At 73.8% G+C, this 3,761-nt stretch carries 3 protein-coding genes; 2 read left to right on the top strand and 1 reads right to left on the bottom strand.

Features of this window, described 5'->3' with window-relative positions:
• Positions 1–1,273 (bottom strand): glycosyltransferase family 4 protein (locus AAHZ94_RS30355; protein WP_349996938.1); only part of this gene is annotated, 1,273 nt, incomplete at its 3' end.
• 353 nt (positions 1,274–1,626) lie between these two features.
• Here AAHZ94_RS30355 and AAHZ94_RS30350 point away from each other — a divergent pair.
• Positions 1,627–2,232 (top strand): TetR family transcriptional regulator, encoded by a 606-nt coding sequence (locus AAHZ94_RS30350; protein WP_349996937.1) that lies wholly within the window; start codon positions 1,627–1,629, stop codon positions 2,230–2,232.
• Positions 2,233–2,388: 156 nt separating this feature from the next.
• Positions 2,389–3,012, top strand: a complete 624-nt coding sequence (locus AAHZ94_RS30345) for a response regulator transcription factor (protein WP_349996936.1) — start codon at positions 2,389–2,391, stop codon at positions 3,010–3,012.
• The last annotated feature ends 749 nt before the right edge of the window (positions 3,013–3,761 follow it).

The following is a 3,761-nucleotide window of genomic DNA, read 5'->3' as shown; positions in this document are numbered from 1 at the left end:
CTGTCTGCCCCGCGACCACCACACCGCCTACCTGTTGGCGCACCGGCTGGTGATGGCCCTCTCGCCGACGGCCGCGCGGCGCGCGGGGACCGCCCCGCCCCCCCCCCCCCGCCCCCCCGGCCCCCCCGCCCCCCCCCGCCCCGGGGGGGGGCCCCCCCGGGGGGGGGGCCACCAGCGGGGTACCGGTGGCCATGGCCTCCGCCGCGGGCAGCGAGAACCCCTCGTACAGCGAGGGCACGCACGCCACCTGCGCGCTGCGCACCAGGTCGACCAGTTCCGCGTCGCTGATGCCCTTGACGAACCTGACCGCATCGGCCAGCCCGTACCGCTCGATGGCGGCGGCCACTGGGCCTTCTGTCGGCTGCTTGCCGACGACGACCAGGTGCGCGGCGGGCTGTTCCGTACGGAGCTTGGCGACCGCCTCCACCAGGTAGCTGAGGCCCTTGAGCGGCACGTCGGCGCTTGAGGTGGTGACGATGCGGCCGGGGACCTGCGAGACGGCGGGGTCGGGCGAGAAGAGGGCGGTGTCGGCGCCGATGTGCACCACGTGCACCCGACGGGGCGCGACGCCGAGGTGGTCGACGATCTCGCGGCGGGACGAGCCGGAGACGGTGAGCACCGAAGGCAGCCGCTTGGCGACGCGCTTCTGCATCCTGGTGAAGCCGTACCAGCGGCGCACCGCGGCCCGACGCTGGCGGTCGACCGCGGCGTCCAGCTCCAGCTTGCGGTCCACCGTGATGGGGTGGTGGACCGTGGTGACCAGCGGGAATCCGGCGCGGGGCAGGCCGAGGATGCCGTACCCGAGGGTCTGGTTGTCGTGCACGACGTCGACGGCGCCGGGCCGGGCCGCGAGGTGCCGGCGGGCCCGCAGGCTGAAGGTGAGCGGCTCGGGGAAGCGGCCGGCCCACATGGTGCCGACCTCAAGGACGTCGATCCAGTCGCGAAGCTCGTGCGCCTTCGGCGTGCGGAACGGGTCGGGCTGTCGATACAGGTCGAGGCTGGCCAGCTCGGTGAGGCGGACGCTGCCGCCGGCCGGGAAGGCGGGTCCTGTGGTGTCGTCCAGGACCGGGTAGGGCTGGGCGCCGAGCACCTCGACGTGGTGGCCGAGGCGGGCCAGCTCGCGCGAGAGGTGTCGTACGTACACACCTTGGCCGCCGCAGAACGGGTTGCCCTTGTAGCTGAGCAGCGCGATGCGCAGTGGGGCGCCCTCGGCGGTCGGGGGCGCTGCCCGGAGCGGTTCAGGACCGGTCGCCTGCGCGGCCTCGGCACTCACTCGCGGCCCCCTTCATGCGGTGTGATGCAGTTCAGCGGGAGCGTAACCGCTCACCGATATTTAGAACAAGTTCCACCGAAGGAACGCGTGGGGGCCGGTGAGCATTCCCTTCGCGCCGAACCGCCCACGACCGGCCGTCGGCACAGTGCGCCGCAGGGTGGGCCAGGGTGCGCGGGTCCCGAAGGCCGGGTGTCGCACCGGTCGAACCCGCCCCGTACGCAAGGGTTCCGGTTCGCGGCGGCGCGTTAAAGTGAAACAGGTTTCAGCACTCGCACCGCCTTCAGGGCCCTGCCATCGTGCCCGGCGTGCGCCGTCGTTCGGCGCGTGTCGGCACCCGCACCGAAGTAGGACAGATGACCGCAGTCTCGAAGCCGACCCCGGCGCCGCTCACCGAGCGGCAGGAGGCACGCCGCCGCCGGATTCTGCACGCCAGCGCCCAACTGGCCAGCCGGGGCGGGTTCGAGGCGGTGCAGATGCGGGAGGTGGCCGAGAGTTCGGGCGTGGCGCTCGGCACGCTCTACCGCTACTTCCCCTCCAAGGTGCACCTGCTGGTGGCCACCATGCAGGACCAGTTGCAGCAGTTGCACGAGACGCTGCGCAAGCGCCCGCCGACGGAGGAGGAGCCCTCTGCGCGGGTCGCCCAGACGCTGATGCGGGCGTTCCGCGCCATGCAGCGCGCGCCGCGGCGCGCGGAGGCGCTGGCGCGGGCGCTCACCTTCGCCGACCGCTCCGTCAGCCCCGAGGTGGACATGGTCTCCCGGTTGACGACGGCGATCATCGTGGACGCCATGGGGCTTGAGGGGGCGCCGACCCCGGCGCAGTTGTCGGCCGTACGCGTCATCGAGCACACCTGGCATTCGGCATTGATCACTTGGCTGTCCGGACGGGCATCGATTGCCCAGGTAAAGATCGATATGGAGACCGTTTGCCGACTGATTGACCTCACCAGCCCCACCTGACACATAGGGGGGCGCGCGAGGCGCATTTTGCATCCGTTGTGCGCCCCCACGCCCCGTTTTGGCTCGTTATCCCCATCCAAGTCCGGCTCGATCGCAGGTATCTATGGACCTCGCTCGGCAAGCGCCGGGGACGGGGGTTGGGGAGGGTTTCAGAACGTGATCCGAGTTCATCTAGTGCACGACACCCGACTGTTACGGTCCGCGCTGCGCGCCCTGCTCAGCACGGCCTGCGACATCGAGACGACGGCGAGTTCCTGGCACAACGCACCGAGCTCCACGCGCGCGTTACGCCCGCACGTGTGCGTGGTGGACGTGGACTGTCCCGGCGCCGTCGGCAGTTCGGCCCTGGCCGACGGCACCGGGCTCGCCGGGCTGGCCCCCGGCCGCGGCGACACCGCACACGAACTGCTCGTCCTGGCCAACGCGGACCGCCCCGGCTGTCTGCGCCAGGCGTACGAGGCCAGGGCGCTGGGCTACGTCGACAAGAACGCCCCGCCCGACCGACTCCTCGCCGCCATCCGTCGGGTGGCCAAGGGGGAACGATTCATCGACGAGACGCTGGGCTTCGGCTTCCTCCAGGCGGCCGAGATACCCCTGACCAAGCGCGAGTTGAGCGTCCTGACGCTGGCCGCCGAGGGGGCGACGGTGGGCGACATAGCGCGCCGGCTCCATCTGTCGCACGGCACGGTCCGCAACTACATGGCCGCCATCACCCGCAAGACCGGAGCCCGCAACCGGGTGGACGCCATCCGCATCTCACAGGGGGCCGGCTGGCTGTGAGGACGGGCCCCGCACGGGGTCGGGGGCCCGGGACGGGCCGGGGTCCGGCCCGGGGCCTGGCGGTTGGGGGCTGGCACGGGCCTGGGGGCGGGCCCGGGGCCGCGCCCGGGAGCGCGTTCCCCGTACGGCGGCGGGGTGTTCCGGAGGCCGTCGAAGGGCTACGGGCCCGTGCGGACGCGTCCCCGCACGCGGGGCTGGTCCGGAGTGGGGCGCGCTGATCACCCACCTGGTGGGGTGTCCCCGCACGCGCGGGGATGGTCCGGAGCCCTCTACGCGCAGGTGGGAGATGCGAGCGTGAGCCCCGCGCGAGCGGGGATGGTCCGGAGTTGCCCGCCCGGACGGGGCCGGTGACGTCGCCCCGCGCGCGGGGCGGGCCCCGCCACGAGCGGCGGGCGGGGCGGCGCGTGGCGGGGGGGGGGGGGCGGGGGGGGGGGGGGGGGGGGGGGGGGGGGGGGGGGGGGGGCCCGTCAACGCGCGGGGGGCGGTACGGCGCTGCGCGCGAGCGCTCGCGCGAAGCGGGGTGCGGGATGCGGGATGCGGGATGCGGGATGCGGGGTGAATTTGCGGGGGACGGTGCGGAGTTGCGGGGCACCGTACGGGGTCGCGGGGCGCGGGGCGGAGTCGCGGAGCGCGGTGCAGGGTTACGCGGTGTGGCTCAGCCGGCCGCCGGGGCGGTGGGGGCCGCGGTGGGGTTTTAACATATCCGCCCCCCCCCGGCGGCCGCCGGTGGGGGGTGGGGGGGGGGGGGG

This window comes from Streptomyces sp. HSW2009 (genome assembly GCF_040240285.1).
Taxonomy (GTDB): Bacteria; Actinomycetota; Actinomycetes; order Streptomycetales; family Streptomycetaceae; genus Streptomyces.
The sequence above is the reverse complement of the archived record's forward strand: the minus strand, read 5'-3'. Positions and strand labels throughout refer to the sequence as shown.